14 protein-coding genes are annotated in these 16,373 nt (G+C 67.5%); 8 read left to right on the forward strand and 6 right to left on the reverse strand.

The window, feature by feature from the left end; translation table 11 throughout:
* Positions 1 to 11: 11 nt before the first annotated feature.
* Complete coding sequence (egtB, locus tag ACZ1I2_RS00880; RefSeq protein WP_465175442.1) at positions 12 to 1,271, forward strand: ergothioneine biosynthesis protein EgtB; 1,260 nt, start codon at positions 12 to 14, stop codon at positions 1,269 to 1,271.
* A gap of 1 nt (position 1,272) precedes the next feature.
* Positions 1,273 to 2,250, forward strand: a complete 978-nt coding sequence (gene egtD, locus ACZ1I2_RS00885; RefSeq protein ID WP_465175441.1) for an L-histidine N(alpha)-methyltransferase — start codon at positions 1,273 to 1,275, stop codon at positions 2,248 to 2,250.
* A 385-nt stretch (positions 2,251 to 2,635) separates the two neighbouring features.
* Here egtD and ACZ1I2_RS00890 read toward each other — a convergent pair whose 3' ends face one another.
* Positions 2,636 to 3,649 carry a DUF1176 domain-containing protein gene (locus tag ACZ1I2_RS00890; RefSeq protein ID WP_465175440.1) on the reverse strand — a complete coding sequence of 338 codons (1,014 nt, stop codon included), beginning with the start codon at positions 3,647 to 3,649 and terminating at the stop codon, positions 2,636 to 2,638.
* A 70-nt stretch (positions 3,650 to 3,719) separates the two neighbouring features.
* On the opposite strand from ACZ1I2_RS00890, the gene ACZ1I2_RS00895 reads away from it, so the two are divergent.
* Positions 3,720 to 4,589, forward strand: coding sequence for a 3-hydroxybutyryl-CoA dehydrogenase (locus ACZ1I2_RS00895; protein WP_465175439.1), 870 nt, complete (start codon positions 3,720 to 3,722; stop codon positions 4,587 to 4,589).
* A 31-nt stretch (positions 4,590 to 4,620) separates the two neighbouring features.
* On the opposite strand, the gene ACZ1I2_RS00900 is transcribed toward ACZ1I2_RS00895, so the two are convergent.
* Positions 4,621 to 5,076: an SRPBCC family protein gene (locus ACZ1I2_RS00900; protein WP_465171464.1), complete on the reverse strand. Its 456-nt coding sequence runs from the start codon at positions 5,074 to 5,076 to the stop codon at positions 4,621 to 4,623.
* 6 nt (positions 5,077 to 5,082) lie between these two features.
* The gene (locus ACZ1I2_RS00905) at positions 5,083 to 5,670 is read right to left on the reverse strand and encodes an NADPH-dependent FMN reductase (RefSeq protein WP_465171463.1); all 588 of its coding nucleotides are present in this window, start codon (positions 5,668 to 5,670) and stop codon (positions 5,083 to 5,085) included.
* 198 nt (positions 5,671 to 5,868) lie between these two features.
* On the opposite strand from ACZ1I2_RS00905, the gene ACZ1I2_RS00910 reads away from it, so the two are divergent.
* The 4 genes from ACZ1I2_RS00910 (at position 5,869) to ACZ1I2_RS00925 (ending at position 10,501) form a co-directional block, all read left to right on the forward strand.
* A complete protein-coding gene (locus ACZ1I2_RS00910) occupies positions 5,869 to 7,968 on the forward strand; it encodes a transglycosylase domain-containing protein (protein ID WP_465171462.1) in 2,100 nt (699 codons plus the stop codon).
* Entirely contained in the window at positions 7,965 to 8,468 is a 504-nt protein-coding gene (locus tag ACZ1I2_RS00915; RefSeq protein ID WP_465175438.1) for a hypothetical protein, read from the forward strand. The genes ACZ1I2_RS00910 and ACZ1I2_RS00915 overlap by 4 nt, the downstream gene beginning before the upstream one ends.
* A gap of 42 nt (positions 8,469 to 8,510) precedes the next feature.
* Positions 8,511 to 9,512 carry a threonine aldolase family protein gene (locus ACZ1I2_RS00920; protein WP_465171460.1) on the forward strand — a complete coding sequence of 334 codons (1,002 nt, stop codon included), beginning with the start codon at positions 8,511 to 8,513 and terminating at the stop codon, positions 9,510 to 9,512.
* A gap of 71 nt (positions 9,513 to 9,583) precedes the next feature.
* The gene (locus ACZ1I2_RS00925) at positions 9,584 to 10,501 is read left to right on the forward strand and encodes a DMT family transporter (protein ID WP_465171459.1); all 918 of its coding nucleotides are present in this window, start codon (positions 9,584 to 9,586) and stop codon (positions 10,499 to 10,501) included.
* Here ACZ1I2_RS00925 and ACZ1I2_RS00930 read toward each other — a convergent pair.
* Together ACZ1I2_RS00930 and ACZ1I2_RS00935 are read right to left on the reverse strand one after the other, a co-directional pair.
* Entirely contained in the window at positions 10,411 to 11,241 is an 831-nt protein-coding gene (locus tag ACZ1I2_RS00930; protein WP_465175437.1) for a Rossmann-fold NAD(P)-binding domain-containing protein, read from the reverse strand. The two genes, ACZ1I2_RS00925 and ACZ1I2_RS00930, sit on opposite strands and share 91 nt — an antisense overlap.
* Before the next feature lie 5 nt (positions 11,242 to 11,246).
* Positions 11,247 to 12,911: a M28 family metallopeptidase gene (locus ACZ1I2_RS00935; protein ID WP_465175436.1), complete on the reverse strand. Its 1,665-nt coding sequence runs from the start codon at positions 12,909 to 12,911 to the stop codon at positions 11,247 to 11,249.
* Between the two features lie 125 nt (positions 12,912 to 13,036).
* Here ACZ1I2_RS00935 and pepN point away from each other — a divergent pair, with 125 nt between their 5' ends.
* Positions 13,037 to 15,634 (forward strand): aminopeptidase N, encoded by a 2,598-nt coding sequence (gene pepN / locus ACZ1I2_RS00940; protein WP_465175435.1) that lies wholly within the window; start codon positions 13,037 to 13,039, stop codon positions 15,632 to 15,634.
* On the opposite strand, the gene ACZ1I2_RS00945 is transcribed toward pepN, so the two are convergent.
* Positions 15,631 to 16,368, reverse strand: coding sequence for a DUF72 domain-containing protein (locus ACZ1I2_RS00945; protein WP_465175434.1), 738 nt, complete (start codon positions 16,366 to 16,368; stop codon positions 15,631 to 15,633). The two genes, pepN and ACZ1I2_RS00945, sit on opposite strands and share 4 nt — an antisense overlap.
* Between the last annotated feature and the right edge of the window lie 5 nt (positions 16,369 to 16,373).

A 16,373-nucleotide genomic window follows, 5' to 3' on the forward strand; every position in this document is an offset into this window, starting at 1 on the left:
AAGGGAACAGAATGCGAACAAACTCGGAGCCCAAGGCCGAAACGGACGCCCTCGCGACGCGCTTCGCGAAGGTCCGCGCGCTGACCGAGGCGCTGGTCGCCCCGCTTTCCGACGCAGATGCCACGGTCCAGTCGATGGACGATGCGTCCCCCGCGAAATGGCATCTCGCGCACACCACCTGGTTCCTCGAAACCTTCATCCTGCGCGATTTCGTCGCCGGCTATGGGCTGCACGACGAGCGTTTCCCCTTCCTGTTCAACAGCTATTACGAGGCCGAGGGCCAGCGCCACAGCCGCGCGCGCCGCGGCATGATCACCCGGCCGAGCCTCGCCGAAGTGCTGGCCTATCGCGCCCATGTCGATGCCGCGATCCGTGTCGCGCTGCCCGGTCTGCCCGATGCCGCGCTCGATCTGCTGACGCTCGGCTGCCATCATGAAGAGCAGCATCAGGAGCTGCTGGTCACCGACATGCTCCATCTGATGGCACAGAACCCGCTCGAACCGGCGATCTGGCCCGCCGGGCGCAAGGTACCGGTCGCGATGCCCGGCCCGATCGGCTGGCTTGAGGGCAAGGCCGGGATCGTCGAGGTCGGCCATGGCGGCGACGGTTTCGCCTTCGATTGCGAAGGGCCGCGCCACGAGGCGCTGCTCACCCTGCACGCCATCGCCGACCGCACCGTCACCAATGGCGAATGGGCCAGTTTCATCGCCGATGGCGGTTATGCCGATCCGCGCCACTGGCTGTCCGACGGCTGGGCCTGGGTGAAGGCGCAGGGAATTACGGCGCCGCTCTATTGGGAACAGCAGGACGGCGTATGGACGCGGTTCGGCCTTGATGGCCGCCGCCCGATCGACCCCGCCGCGCCGGTCACGCATGTCAGCTTCTACGAGGCGGATGCCTATGCGAGCTGGGCCGGCGCCCGCCTGCCGACCGAATTCGAATGGGAAGCAGCCGCTGCCGCCTTCGATCCATCGGGCGGCAACCAGCTCGACGGCGCGGGCCCGATCGAACCGCGTCCGGCCACCGAAGGCCCGGCCTTTTTCGGCGATGTCTGGCAATGGACCGGCAGCGCCTTTCGTCCCTATCCCGGCTTCAGACCCGCCGATGGCGCGGTCGGCGAATATAATGGCAAGTTCATGAGCGGGCAGTTCGTCCTGCGCGGCAGCTCCTGCGCCACGCCGCGCGGCCATGGCCGCGCGAGCTACCGCAACTTCTTCTATCCCCACCAGCGCTGGCAATTCACCGGCGTGCGTCTGGCCAAGGATCTCTGACATGCTGAAACAGGAAATCGAGGACGGCGACGTCACCCTTGCCGACCCCGCCTTTCGCGCCGACGTCTTGCGCGGCTTCGAGACTCGGCCCCGCGCCATCCCTGCGCGCTGGTTCTACGACCGGCGCGGCTCGGAGCTGTTCGAGGCGATCACCGAACTCCCCGAATATTATCCGACGCGGACCGAGACCGAGATCCTGCGCCGCGCCTGCCCGGAAGTCGCGACGCTTGCCGGCGAAGGCCGCGCCGTGGTCGAGTTCGGCTCGGGCTCCTCGACCAAAACACCGATCCTGCTGCGTAGCGTGAACCCCGCCGCCTATGTGCCGATCGACATTTCGGGCGATTTCCTGCGCGAATCCTCGGCGGGGCTTGCCGCCGCCTTTCCCGGCCTGCCGGTGCTGCCGGTCGAGGCGGACTTCCTCCGTCCGATCGCCCTGCCCGCCTCGGTCGCCGACCTGCCCAAGCTCGGCTTCTTCCCCGGCTCGACCATCGGCAACATGATCCCGCACAGCTCGGTCGACCTGCTCCGCGCGATGAAGGCGTCGCTCGGCACCGGATCGATGCTGCTGATCGGCATGGACCGGATCAAGGACGAGCAGCTTCTGGTCTCGGCCTATGACGACGCCCAGGGCGTGACCGCGGCGTTCAACCTGAACCTGATCGAGCGGATCAACCGCGAGCTCGACGGCACCCTGCCGATCGAGGCCTTTCGCCACCGCGCGATCTGGAACGACGATCGCGCCCGGATCGAGATGCATCTCGAAGCGACGCGCGACATCAGCTTCACCATCGAAGGCCGCCCCTTCTCCATGGCGGCGGGCGAGACGATCCACACCGAGAACAGCCACAAATACGGCCAGCGCGACGGCCGCATCCTGCTCCGCGCGGGCGGCTGGACGCCGATCGCCGAATGGACTGACCCGGACGGCCTGTTCGCGGTGATCCTCGCCGAAGCCCAGCCGGCCCGCTTCGCGCCCTGACTCTCCCCTCCCGCTTGCGGGAGGGGTCGGGGGAGGGCCTGTCCCCGATCGATAAACCTGGCTGGGAGGACAGGCCCTCCCCTAGCCCCTCCCGCAAGCGGGAGGGGTGTGCGTGCTGCGTCGTTCTCTCGTCGATTCAACTGCCTCGAAAATCCGCTAGCATCCTGATCCAGCCGGCCGGTCCCAACCGATCGGTGCTGGATCTTTCTCATCGTCGGTATGCGTAACAGAGCCTGTGCCGGCACCTGTTATCCACCTGTTCTTCACCTGTTATGCCGGTAACAGGTGAAGCAGGTTAGAGCCTTGAATCAGCAACGAAAATCCGGACCCCGAGTCCAACATAACAGATGAAGAAAAATCCGCCCGATGAATCAGGTGAAACGGGTCAGCGAACGGGCGTGGCCCGCCAGATCGTCAGCCAGTTGATCGACCCGCGGCACTCGCCCATCTGCGTCGCCTCGATCAGCCGGAACATCGTCCCGTCCCAGACATAGGTCTCGCTCGACCCGCAATCGCCCAGGCCTCGCGCCTTGGTGTAGCTGCCGAGCCGGCCGAGCTTCGCGTCCCAATCGGCATTGACCAGAGTCGGCGTGCCCTCGGCCAGCGTCCATCCGGGCGGCGAATCGAAGCGCGCGATCACCGGCTTGCCCGCGGCGACGACGAACGGCACGGTCGAGAAATTATACGCCCCCGCCCCGCATGGCAGCAGCACCAGCGTCTTGCCCCCGCCGATCGCATTGCCGATGATCGGATCGTTGCTCTGCCCGTCCTCGGTCTCGCACCCCGACAACGACCGCATCGTCCTGATCAGGGCCGGCGTGACCTTTGTCGCGACGCCCGACGGTGCGATCGAGCGCACTTTCGGCAACGCTGCGACGGGCGGCACGGCGCTGGCCGGCTTCGTGCCCTTGGCGACCGCCGCCGTCACCGTTCCCGCACGGCCCTGTTCGGCATCGATGAACCGCAGCGCGGCGGCGGAGCCCGCGAGGGAGGCATGTGCCACTTCCTTGCCCGCCTTCCTGTTCAGGGTCAGTCTCTTGCCATTGGCCATTGCCGCGACGATCCGCTCCGCGGCGTCGCCGGCCAGCGTCATGCCATCGTTCGCGACGATGCCGTCGACGATCCGCTTGCCGTCGATCCGCACCGATACCGGCCCGGCGACCCCGCCATTGGTCGATAGCTCGAAGAAGAACCCGCCGCCGGGGCCCGCCGCGCGCGCAATCGAGAAGGAAGCGCCCGAATCGCTGCCGTCGGACTCTTCGTTCTCGGGTATCAGCGATGTCATCTCGCACACCCGGACATTGTCGCAGGCGACGGCCCAGTCACCGAAGCTGTTGATGGGCCCGGCGCGCGGTGTCGCGGCATCGGCCGCGGCGAAGAGGAAGAACAATCCGATCATCCCATCATCCTAGCGGCACGGCGCGCGAGTCGATAGGAGCGGGGCAAATTCGGTATTCGGAGAGCAGGCAATGCAGACGGTGGGCGTGATCGGAGCGGGGCAGATGGGCGCGGGCATCGCGCAGGTCTCGGCGCAGGCAGGCTTCCATGTCCTGCTCACCGACGTCTCGAAGGAGCGCGCGGAGGCCGGCAAGGCGGGCATCGCCAAGGCGTTCGATCGGCTGGTGACCAAGGAGAAGATCGATGCCGCCGCGCGGGACCAGGCGCTGGCCCGGATCGAGCCGATCGACGGCGTGCACGGCATGTCCTCCTGCGGGCTGGTGATCGAGGCCGCGACCGAGCGCGAGGAGATCAAGCGCTCGATCTTCGCCGAGGTCGGCAAGGTGCTCGGCCATCAGGCAGTGCTCGCCTCGAACACCTCGTCGATCCCGATCACGCGCCTCGCCCAGGCCTCGCCCGACCCGAAGCGCTTCGTCGGCGTGCATTTCTTCAATCCCGTGCCGGTGATGGGCCTGATCGAGCTGATCCGCGGCCTCGCCACCTCGGACGAGACCGTCAATCTCGTCGAAGAGTACGCCAGGGCGCTCGGCAAGAAAGTGGTGCGCGCCAACGACGCGCCTGGCTTCATCGTCAACCGCGTGCTGATGCCGATGCTCAACGAAGCCTGCTTCGCGCTGGGCGAGGGCGTCGCGACCATTCCCGATATCGATATCGCCTGCCAGCTCGGCCTCAACCACCCGATGGGCCCGCTGACGCTCGCTGATTTCATCGGCCTCGATACCTGCCTGGAGATCACCCGGGTGCTGTTCGAAGGCACCGGCGACCCGAAGTTCCGCCCCGCGCCGCTGCTGGTGAAATATGTCGAAGCTGGCTGGTTCGGCCGCAAGACGGGCCGGGGGTTCTACGACTATTCGGGCGAGGAGCCCGTGCCGACGCGGTGACTTCTCAAGCCCCTCCCTTCAGGGGAGGGCTTTAAGAGGCCAGCGCCTCCAGCCACCGCTGGTGCCAGCGCTCCATCCGCGTCGGGAACAGCAGCCGCCCGACCCGCGAGACCAGCCCATATTGAGTCTCCTCGGTCAGGATCGAACACCCCGTCCCGGACGGCGTGATCAGCCAGGCGTGATAGGCCGTCACGCCGATCCCCTCCGCCACCCAGGCGATCCGCGTCTCCGGCTCGAATTCCTTCACTTCGCTGCGCAGCGCCACGCCGAAGGTCTTCCAACTGAACCGAGCGCCCGCGAACAGGTCCGCGCCGCCGCCCTCGATCGCCACGTCGCTCGCATTGGCATAGATCGCCGGCCAGCCTGCCGCATGGATCAGCCGCCGCCAGACGATCTCCGGCGCGGTCTCCGTCTCGATGCGGTTGACGACATGGATCGGCGCCTCGGCTGGCGCGAAGCCTTTCGGCCAGTGGATGCCCTCAGCCACCCACCCTCAGCCGTTTTGGGCGATCGGCGCGAAGCGCGCGACCTGGCGACCGACCAGGCAGAGCTGCTCGAACACCGCGGGGTCGCTGCTCCCGCCGTCATCGTCGAACTTGGTCAGTTGGGTGTTGATCGCCGCGGCGAACGGCGTCGGCCAGCCGCGCAGCGCATGGACGATCGAGCGCAGCGCCGCGATCGTGCTGCCCGTCGCCTGCCAGCCATAAGCGGTCGCGATCAGCCCGACCGGCATGTCCGCCAGATAGGGCCGTTCGTCCTTGGCCGTCTCTTCGAGCAGGTCGAGCGCGTTCTTGACCACGCCCGAGATGCTGCCGTGATAGCCCGGGCTGGCGATGATCAGCGCCGAGGCCTGGCGCACGGTATCGACGAACTCGCGCTCCTGCTCGGTCCGTTCGGTCGCGCGCGGATCGTAGAGCGGCAACCGCGCCATGTCGGCGCCACCGAACATGCGGGTACGAAACCCCTCCTTGCACGCCGCGTCGAGGGCGATGCGCAACGCCCGCTCGGTCGAGGAGGTGCCGCCGATCGTGCCGCCGATCCCCACGACGAGCGGCGATGCGGCGGTGGCGATATCGGTCATTCGGCATCCTTGTCGGTGCGGCGCTGCACCGCATCCAGATAGCCGCTGCACGGTACGGCCTCAATGCCCCTATGGTCGACGCTCGCATGACCGGGCCGCGCCTGCTAGGATGCGCATCATGTCGAACGCTTGCGGCAACTGTCATATTACGCTAACACACCTCCGGGCGGCGTAACCGGGAACGGACTGACAGGAGCCATGCGTCCTTATCCTTTCGAACCCGCGTCGTCGCAGGGCAATTCCTCGCTGGACCTGACCGAGGACCTGCCCCCGCCCGCCTATTCCGGCCGGTTCGACTATCCCGAGCAGCCCGAGCCTCGCCCGACCGACCTGCCGGGGGCGCCGCGACGCAATTACTGGCGCTGGTTCACCCGCGGCATCGGCGCGCTCATCATCCTGTTCGTGCTGGCGGTCGGCTGGCTCGCGGTCACCGCGCCGCTGTCGCAGTCGCTGAAGCCCCTGACGCCGCCGAGCATCACCCTGCTCGCCGATGACGGATCGCCGATCGCGCGGCGCGGCGCGATCATCGGCGCCCCGGTCGACGCGGCGAAACTGCCCAGGAACGTCACCAACGCCTTTCTCGCGATCGAGGACCGGCGCTTCCGCTCGCATTGGGGCATCGACCCCAAGGGCATCATCCGCGCCTTCGTCCACAATATGAGCCGGGGCCGGGTGCGCGAGGGCGGCAGCACCATCACGCAGCAGCTCGCCAAGAACGCCTTTCTCGATTCGGACCGGACGGCGGCGCGCAAGGTGCGAGAGGTAATGATCGCCTTCTGGCTCGAAGCATGGCTGTCGAAGGACGAAATCCTCTCGCGCTATCTGTCGAACGTCTATTTCGGCGACAACGTCTATGGCCTGAGCGCCGCGGCGAAGCATTATTTCAACCGTGATCCGCGCGCGCTGTCTATCGGCCAGGCGGCGATGCTTGCCGGGCTGGTCAAGGCGCCGTCAAAGCTTGCCCCGACCGTCAACCTCAAGGGCGCGCGCGACCGGCAGAAGCTCGTGGTCGGCGCCATGGCCGCGGCCGGCTTCATCGACAAGGCGACCGCCGCGGATGTCCGCCCGGCGCGCCTCGCCGTCGACCGGATCAAGCCGCTGCCCGATGGCACCTATTTTGCCGACTGGGTCCTGCCCGAGGCACGCGACCGCGCCGGCGAGATCGTCACCGAGACGACGGTGAAGACCACGCTCGACCGCCGCCTGCAGAATGCGGCCGAGCGCGCGGTCAGGCGTGCCGGCCTGCGCCAGGCCCAGATCGCCCTGGTGGCGATGCGCCCCGACGGCCGGGTGGTCGCGATGGTCGGCGGCAAATCCTATGCCGACAGCCCGTTCAACCGCGCCACCCAGGCGCGGCGCCAGCCCGGATCCGCCTTCAAGCTGTTCGTCTATCTGGCGGCGCTGCGCAGCGGCATGACCCCGGATTCGATGATCGACGATTCGCCGATCACCATCGCCGACTGGTCCCCCAAGAACAGCGACGGCCGCTATCTCGGCCCGATCACGCTGCGCCAGGCCTTTGCCAGGTCGAGCAACGTCGCGGCGGCCCGCCTGATCCAGAAGGTCGGCGTGGCGAACGTCATCAAGGCCGCGCGCGACCTCGGCATCACCACCCCGATTCCCAGCGAGGCGACGATCGCGCTCGGCACCTCGAGCATGTCGCTGCTCGAACTGACCTCCGCCTATGCGGCGTTCGCGGCCGAATCCTATCCGGTCGCTGCCCGCGGCCTGGAGGAAGTGCGCGACCAGAGCTGGTATGCGGCGCTGACCACGAGGTCGCGTCCGCTGACCGGCCGCATCCGCGACGACATGCTCGACCTGCTCTCGGCCTCGGCCGAATCGGGCACCGGGCGCCAGGCGGCGCTGTCGGTCGATACCTTCGGCAAGACCGGCACCACCCAGGACAATCGCGACGCGCTGTTCCTCGGCTTTGCCGGCGGGCTCATCACGGGCGTGTGGGTCGGCAATGACGACAACACGCCCAATCCCGGCCTGTCGGGCGGCGGCATCCCCGCACGGGTATGGCGCGACTTCATGCAGCAGGCGCTCGGCGTCGGCCCGGCCCAGGCCGCCGAACCGGCCGCCGACGAGGTCGATCCGGACGCGGAGAATGTCATCGATCCCGACGCGATCCTGTCTCCCGTAGAGGGGCAGCTGCAGGGGCTTGGGCTCGACCTGCATATCGGCCGCGACGGCAATATCGAGATTAATCGCTCGAACCGCGACAATGGCGATCCCCGCCCGCGCCGCGACGACCGCGCCCCGCCCCGCGATCCCGAGGACGAGGAGCCGCAATGAGCCTTGATCCGTCGGATGAACGATGGTCGTCACTAAAGGGCGGCTATCGTGTCCCGTATGACCCGCGCCCTGCCCTGCGGCGCATTGAAACGGGCGAGCCACCGGGTCCGGCCTGGGACGAATTGTGGGAAGAGCTATTCCATCAGGAAGATGTCGGCGAGGCATCCTATGCCGCGGTGCCCGAGATCGCCCGGTTGATCATGGACGGCCGGACCGCGGACTGGAACGGCTTTGCCCTGGTCGCGACGATCGAGGAACGGCGCGGCGTGGACGGCAACCCACCGCTTCCGGCATGGCTGATCGAAGACTATGAGGCGGCCTGGCAGTCGATCTTCGCGGCCGCCGTCAGCATGCTCGCGACGGCAACGGACGAGACCCTGCTGAATGCACTGCTTGGGGTGATCGCGATCCGCAAGAAACTACCGACACTGGGCCGTCTTGCACTTCGCCTCAGCGAAAATGAACGGCGCGCCCTGCTCGACGAAGTCGGCTGGGTCTAAGGTGAGTTGACGCGTCGCCCGACGCGCAGCAAGGCACCGGGCATGCGCTTCTTTTCCGATAACGCCGCTCCCGTCCATCCGGCCGTCATCGCCGCGCTGGCCGAGGCCAATGTGCTCGACACCGCCTATGACGGCGATGCCTGGAGCAAGCAACTCGACGGGCTGTTCTCCGACCTGTTCGAGGCTGATGTCCGTGCGCTCTGGGTGCCGTCGGGCACCTCGGCCAATTGCCTCGCGCTCGCCGCGTTGTGCCCGCCGCACGGCGCGATCGTCTGCCACCGTGACGCACATATCCAGAATGACGAATGCGGCGCGCCGGAATTCTATACCCACGGCGCCAAGCTGCTGCTCGCCGAGGGGCCAGGCGCGAAGCTCGATCCCGTCGCGATCCGGGCCGTGCTCGATGCCACCCGCGACGACGTGCACCAGGTCCAGCCGCACGCCATCTCGATCACCAACGCGACTGAATATGGTCTGGTCTATTCGCCCGACGACGTCGCCGCGATCGGCGATCTGGCGAAAGCCCGTGGTCTCGGCCTGCACATGGACGGCGCGCGTTTCGCCAATGCCGTCGCCCATCTCGGCTGCTCGCCCGCCGACCTGACCTGGCGGGCAGGCGTGGATGCGCTGAGCTTCGGCTTCGTCAAGAATGGCGGGATGAGCGCCGAGGCGCTGATCTTCTTCAAGCCCGATCTCGCCGCCGCCACCCTGTATCGCCGCAAGCGCGCCGGGCTGCTGCTGTCCAAGGGCCGCTATCTCGCCGCGCAGATCCTCGCGCTGCTCGCCGACGATCTGTGGCTCGACAATGCCCGCACCTCCAATGCCGGCGCGGCGCTGCTGGCGCGCGCCGCCGGCGACCGGCTGGTCAATCCGGTCGAGGCGAACGAGGTCTTCCTGCGCGTCTCGCCCGAGGAAGCGGCGAGTCTCCGCGCGCTGGGCTTCGATTTCTACGACTGGGGTCCCGGCGAGGCACGGCTGGTCATTTCGTGGAACCAGCGCGAAGAGGATATCCGGCCGCTCGCCGACGCGATCGCGGCGCTTTGATAGACGCAGCTTATCATCCGACAAGGAAATCGCCGGTGCCGCCCATATCGCGCCGGCGCTAGGGCAGGCGTATGTCCGATCAGCCCGCCCCGCAATCGACGCGCCTCGCGGTGCTGATCCCGTTCGGCATCGTCACCCTGATCTGGGGTTCGACCTGGATCGTGATCAACGACCAGCTCGGCGTTGTGCCGCTCAACTGGTCGGTCGCCTATCGCTTCACCGTGGGCGGGCTGACCATGCTGGCCTATGCGGCATGGAAGCGCGAGACGGTGCGCCTCGACGGACGCGGCTGGCTGTTCGTCACGGCACTGGCCTTCACCCAGTTCTGTCTCAACTTCAACTTCGTCTATCGTGCTGAGACCTATATCACTTCCGGCCTCGTCGCCGTGGTGTTCGCCCTGCTGCTCGTCCCCAACGCCGTGCTCGGCCGCGTCTTCCTGGGCCAGCGGCTGGGTCGGCAGCTCATCATCGGATCGATCATCGCAATGGCGGGAGTCGCGCTGTTGTTCGTGCATGAGGCCCGATTCGATCCGCATGGACCGCGCGCGGCGCTGACCGGCATCGGCGTCGCCCTGCTGGCGGTGCTCTCGGCCTCGACGGCCAATGTCCTGCAGGGCACCGAGACCGCCCGGCGCTATCCCATGGCGCCGACGCTCGGCATCGCCATGCTGCTCGGCGCAGCGATGGAGGCCGTCATCGCTTGGGCGGTCGCGGGCCCGCCGGTGATCGAGCCGCGCCTCTTCTATCTGCTGGGGCTGCTCTATCTCGGCATCGTCGCCTCGGCTCTGGCCTTCACGCTCTATTACGGGGTGCTGCGCGTGATCGGCCCGGCCAAGGCCGCCTATTCGAGCGTGATCATCCCGGTGATCGCCATGTTCTTTTCGACCCTTTTCGAGGGCTATCGCTGGTCGCTGCTCGCCGGAGGCGGCGCGGCGCTGACCGGTGCCGGGCTGGTTATCGCATTGAGGGCGCGCAGGCCTGCCCGGTAATCCGGGTAAAGCGGGCGCCAGCCGAGTACCCGCTTCGCCTTGCCGTTCGCCACCCGGCGGTTCTCGTCGTAAAAGGCGCGCGCCGGGGGCGACAGGGTCTCGATCGCCACAAAGGGTGGCGGATCGCGCCCGAGCAACCGCGCCGCGCACGCCATCACGTCATTCTGACTCGCCGGCAGATCGTCCGCGAGATTATACGCGCCCGCAGGCGCGTCGAACCCGGCGATCACGCCCGAGACGAGATCGTCGACATGAATGCGGCTGAACACCTGTCCCGGCAGGTCGATGCGGTGCGCCCGCCCTTCGGCGATCCGGTCGAGCGGCGACCGGCCCGGGCCATAGATGCCGGGCAGGCGAAACACGCGAGCGCCCATCGCCAGCCACGCCGCATCCGCCGTCGCCCGGGCGCCGCGCCGCCCGCCGCCGATCGGCGAACCCTCGTCCACCCAGGCGCCGCCGGCATCGCCATAGACGCCGGTCGAGGAGAGATAGCCGAGCCATGCGTCGGCTCCGGCAAGCGCCGGCCCATAGGCAACCAGCACCGGATCGGCCTCACCCTCGGGCGGCACCGAGGACAGGATATAATCCGCCCTGGCGATCGCCGCCGTCACCGCCGCCCGGTCGCCGAACGCGATCGTTCCGGGCTGGCCGTCGCGGCTGGTGCCGGTCACGTGCCAGCCCCTGGCGCCCAGCCGGGCGGCCAGCGCCCGGGCCGAATAGCCGAGGCCGAAGACGAGCAACGCGGTTATTTCGCGCCGTACCCGTCATAGAGCAGGCCGAAGAAATCGCCCTTGTTCCAGCGCGGCCGCTGGTCGCCATCGGCGATTTCCCGCGCGATCGCATAGTTCGCATCGACGAAGCGGATGCCCTGGCTCCAGTCGATCGGCTGCGACACCTCGTCCGAGGGCTGGTGATAGCGTTTGGCGAAGAACTCGGCCGTCGCGGCCTTGCCTGGCCCGGCCTGGCCCGGCCACAGGAACACCGAGGGCACGCCCTGCTGGACGAAGCGATAATGGTCCGACCGGACGAAGATGCCCTGCGCCGGATCGGGGTCCGGCGACATGGTCACGCCCACCGAAGCGACTGCCTTGCTGACGATCGGGCCGAGCGTCGACCGATCGGCACCGAACACCGTCATGTCCTCGAACCGATAGGTCAGGATCGGCATGTCGAGATTCACGTCGGCGACGATACGGTTCATCGGCACCGTCGGGTGCTTCGAGAAATAGTCGGAACCGACCAGCCCCTTTTCCTCGCCAGTGACGGCCAGGAACATCACGCTGCGCCGCGGCGGCTTACCGCTCGCCTTGAAGCGCCTGGCTTCCTCGATCAGCGACGCGATGCCGACGGCGTTGTCCTCGGCACCGTTGAAGATGTTGTCGCCCTTCATGTCCGGGCGCACGCCGAGATGGTCGAGATGCGCGGACAGCACCACCACTTCCGACCCGAGTTTCGGGTCGCTGCCGGGGATCATGCCGGCGATATTGCTGCTCATGCCCTGCTGGAACGCCGTCTTCACCGCGATCGCCAGGCTGCCGGGCAGCTGCTCCGCCTTGAACTTCGTCTCGGCATTGGCAGCGCGCTTCACGATGGCGTCCCAGGGCGTCTTCGCGCCCGCGAACAGCTTGGCCGCACCCATGTCGCTGATCGTCGCCAGCTGCGGCGCGCCCGGCGCATCGCCGGTGCCATCGGGCTTGCCCCAGGTCACGCGCGGGCGGTCAAGATTCTGCGCCGCCGCGCCGAGCGGGCGCGGCTGGATCAGGATCGTGCCGATCGCCCCGCGCGACTGGGCGTATATCGCCTTGGTCGTGCCGCCGGAGAAATGCGCGCGCTCCTCGCTCTGGAAGCTCGAGGGCGCGCCGCCGAGATAGGCGACGATCTTGCCCTTCACATCGACACCGGCATAGTCGTTGCGCTTATATTGCGGCGCGACGATGCCGAAGCCGACAAACACCACCGGCGCGTCGATCACGGTCGACGCGGCGCCGGCATAGGCGCTGGGCACATAATCGTCGCCGAACACCAGCCGTAGCGGCTCGGCATCCTTGCGGGTCAGCACGAGATCGCCCTTGTCGGCGGCGCGATAGGTGACGAGCGGCACCTTTTGCAGATAACCCCCATTGTCGCCCGCCGGGCGCAGGCCCGCCGCGTAGAATTGCGCCGCGACATATTCGGCCGCGATGTCGAATTCCGGGCTGCCCGCCTCGCGCCCGCGCATCGCGTCGGAGGCGAGGAACATGACATGCGCCTTCATCGCCGCCTGGTCGTCGGGGAGCACCGCGTTGACGATATCGTTGATGGCCTTCGCATCCTTCACCGGGGCGGTGGGAGGCGTCGGTGCCGGGGTCGTCTGGGCCGGCGCAGCGCCCGCAAAACTCATCAGCGCGATCGCGCCAACCGAACGAAACATGCCTTTTCCTTGTACCGTCAGGATCATGAACGACGGCCTAGCACCGCCATGCGCCTGCGCAAGTGCGGCAGGCCGGCCGGCGATTTCGGTGGCACGAGCGAAGGCGCGCCCCTACATCCAGCGACATGCTCGACGTCCAGACCGCCACCGCCCTGCCCCATGTCACGCGCCGCGAGGATTATCAGGCGCCCGACTGGCTGGTGCCGGAGATTTCGCTCGATTTCGACCTCGCGCCCGAGAAGACGCGAGTCCAGGCCGTACTGCACATCATCCGCAACGGCGCGCACGACGCGCCGCTCCGCCTCGATGGCGGCGGCCAGACCCCCTTGTCGGTCAAGGTCGACGGCAAGACGATCAACGACTGGACGCTGGAGGACGACACGCTCGTCATCCCGCTCTCCGGCTCGGCGCATATGATCGAGACCGAGGTCGAGATCGCGCCCGACCGCAACACCCAGCTGATGGGACTCTATGCGTCGGGCGGCAATCTCTGCACCCAGTGCGAGGCGGAAGGCTTCCGCCGCATCACGTTCTTCCCCGACCGGCCCGACGTGCTCAGCCGCTACAAGGTGCGCATGGCGGCGGAGAAGGCACGCTTCCCGGTCCTGCTCGCCAATGGCGATCCGGTCGGTGAGGGGGATCTCGGCGACGGACGCCATTGGGCCGAATGGCACGATCCCTTCCCCAAGCCTTGCTATCTCTTCGCGATGGTCGCGGGCGACCTCGTCGCCAATCGCGGCAGCTTCGTCACAGGGTCGGGCCGCGAGGTCGCGCTCGGCATCTGGGTGCGCGCCGCCGACGTCGCCAAGACCGGCCATGCGCTGGAAGCGCTCAAGACCGCCATGGCTTGGGACGAGCGGGTCTATGGCCGCGAATATGATCTCGACGTGTTCAACATCGTCGCGGTCGACGACTTCAACTTCGGCGCGATGGAGAACAAGGGTCTCAACATCTTCAATTCGCGCTACATCCTGGCCGATCCCGATACCGCGACCGATTATGATTTCGACGCGATCGCCGCGGTCGTCGCACATGAATATTTCCACAACTGGTCGGGCAACCGCGTCACCTGCCGCGACTGGTTCCAGCTCTCGCTGAAGGAAGGCTTCACCGTCTTTCGCGACCAGAGCTTCTCCGCCGACCAGGGTTCCGCCGCGGTCAAGCGCATCGAGGACGTACGCGGCCTGCGCGCCGCGCAATTTCCCGAGGATGCCGGCCCGCTCGCGCACCCGATCCGGCCGGACGAATATCTCGAAATCTCGAACTTCTACACCGCGACGATCTATAACAAGGGCGCCGAAGTCATCCGCATGATGGCGACCCTGCTCGGGCCCCAGCGTTTCCGGACCGCCACCGACCTTTATTTCGATCGCTTCGACGGCACCGCCGCGACCTGCGAGGATTTCGTCGCGTGCATGGAGGAAGGCGGCGAGATCGACCTGACTCAGTTCCGCCGCTGGTACAGCCAGGCCGGCACGCCGCGCGTGACGGCGTCGTTGGCGCATGAGGCCGGTAGCGGCCGCGCCACCCTGACCCTGTCGCAGCGCGTCCTCCCGACCCCGGGCCAGCCCGACAAGCTGCCGATGGTCCTCCCGCTCAAGCTCAAGCTGTTCGGTGCCGACAGTGCGCGCCCGATCGGTCCGGAGCAGCTCATCCAGCTGACCGATGCCGAGGAGCGCATCACCTTCGAGACCGTCGCGGAACGCCCGGTCCTGTCGATCAACCGCGGCTTTACCGCGCCGGTCGTCATCGAGACCGATCGCTCCGCCGCCGATCTCGCCTTTCTCTCGGCACATGACGACGATCCTTTCGCGCGCTACGAGGCGATGCAGCAGCTGATGCTCGACACCCTGGTCAGCTCGGTCAGCCAGGGTCGCGCCGATCATGCGCCGGTCATCGCCGCCATCGCCAATACGCTCGATGACCCCCATCTCGACCGCGCCTTTGTGGCCGAGGCAGTGCTGCTGCCGTCGGAAAGCTTCATCGGCGACCAGATGAAGCTGGTCGATCCCGAGGCGATCTATGCCGCGCGCGAAGCGCTGCGCCGCGACATCGGCCGTACGCTCGAGGCGAAATGGCGCGCCGAATATGAGCGCGCCCGGGCAACGAAGTTCGAATATTCGCCGCTCGCCAAGGGCCTGCGCCGGCTGCGCACCGTCGCACTCGGCTATATCGCGGCGGGTGGCGGCGACGAGGCCGCCGCGCTCGCCTTTGCCCAGTTCGAGGCAGCCGACAACATGACCGATCGCCAGGGCGCGCTGACCACGCTCGTCAACGGCAATTCGGACCGGCGGATCGCCGCGCTCGACATCTTCTACAATCGCTATTCGGACAATGGTCTGGTTCTCGACAAATGGTTCTCGACTCAGGCGCTGTCGTCACGCGACGACACGCTGGCGAGCGTCAGGGAACTGGCGCGGCACCGCGACTTCACCCTCGCCAACCCGAACCGCGCCCGTTCCCTGGTCGGGGCGTTCAGTGTCAACCAGCGGGCGTTCAACGCCGTTTCGGGCGAGGGTTATCGTTTCGTCGCCGACCAGCTCATCGCGCTCGACAAGCTCAACCCGCAGACCGCGGCGAAGCTGATCCCGCCGCTCGGCCGCTGGCGCCGTTTCGACGAGGCACGCGGCACCTTGATGCGCGCGGAACTCGAGCGGATCGTGGCGACGCCGGGGCTGTCGAAGGACATGTTCGAACAGGCCTCGCGCAGCCTCGACGGCTAACTGGTCACGAGATCGCGCATCGCCAGCGCATTGCCGAGCGCAGCGCCTGACGCGGTATTGTCGTAGATCGTCCAGCTCTCGACGTCCGCCGCGCAGGCTGCCGCCGCCTGCCGCTCGACCGCCGCGAGGTCATAGGCCGACCGATAGATGCGCGGCGCGCCGTGCAGCCGCGTGTAGCGGAGGCCAGTCCATCCGCCCGGCTCGCCCGCCCCGGCTACCGGCGCGGGATCGGCGGCGACTCGCGCCACCCGGTGCTTGACGAGCAGCGCATCGGCCTCGGGCGTGAACCAGCCGGCATGGCGCGGCTCGCACGCCATCGTTCCGCCCAGCAGGTCATGGGCCAGGCTGAAGAACCGATCCGCGACCATGGCGTCGAAGGCGAGCGTGGGCGGCAATTGGACAAGGAGCGGCCCACGCTTCTCCCCGAGCCCAGCAACCTCTCCGGCGAAACGTGCAAGCAGGTCGTCGCAATCGATCAGCCGCCGCTCGTGCGTGATCGCCTTGGGCAGCTTCACGGCGAACCGAAAGCCCGCCGGCACGCTCGCCGCCCAGCGCGCATAGGTCTCCGGCTTGTGCTGCCGGTAGAAGCTCGAATTGATCTCGACGGCGTCGAAGATCGCGGCATAGCGTTCGAGATGACTGCCCGTGTCCGGGAAGCGCCCGGCAGGCGGCTTGTACAGCGACCAGCCCGCCGTGCCGATGCGAATCCGCTGCCTGGAAGAGCCTGCCGCCATTGAGG

This window comes from Sphingomonas sp. BL-S-29 (genome assembly GCF_055521495.1).